Source organism: Paenibacillus elgii NBRC 100335, from assembly GCF_004000865.1.
GTDB classification, from domain to species: Bacteria; Bacillota; Bacilli; order Paenibacillales; family NBRC-103111; genus Paenibacillus_G; species Paenibacillus_G elgii.
Genome location: NZ_BIMB01000155.1, coordinates 1 through 542 on the forward strand (window position 1 = coordinate 1; position 542 = coordinate 542).

General features: G+C 64.6%; 1 protein-coding gene. It reads left to right on the forward strand.

Going from position 1 to position 542, the window contains the following annotated elements; genetic code table 11:
• Positions 1–542, forward strand: a 542-nt coding sequence (locus tag PEL01S_RS34295) for an AMP-binding protein (protein ID WP_164824400.1), incomplete at both ends; no start/stop codon positions are given.

Consider the following 542-nt stretch of genomic DNA (forward strand, 5'->3'; position numbering starts at 1 on the left):
GCAACCGCTTTGTACAAGCGGGAGACGATCGAACGGATGGCGAAGCACTTCGAGCAATTGCTGACGGCCATTGTCAACGATCCCGCGGCAAAAATCGCGTCGCTGGGCATCCTGACGGCGGACGAGAAGGCGCAGCTCGTGCATGCGTTCAACCCGGCCGCGCCGGATGCGCCGGAGAACGAAGCGTTCCACGCGCTGTTCGAGAAGCAGGCGGAGCTCACGCCGGAAGCCGCCGCGGTCGTGTACGAAAACGACCGGTTAACATACCGGGAGCTGAACGAACGGGCGAACCGTCTGGCACGCACGCTGCGGGCTCAAGGCGTGAAGCCGAACCAACTGGTGGGCATTTTGGCCGACCGTTCGGCGGATCTGCTCATCGGTGCGCTGGCGGTCTGGAAAGCGGGCGGCGCCTATGTGCCGCTGGACCCGGATTATCCGTCCGACCGCATCCAGTTCATGCTGGAGGACAGCGCAGCCACCGTGCTGCTGACGCAAACGCACCTGCAGGAGCGCGCGCAGCAATGGGGGCAGACGGTGCAAGC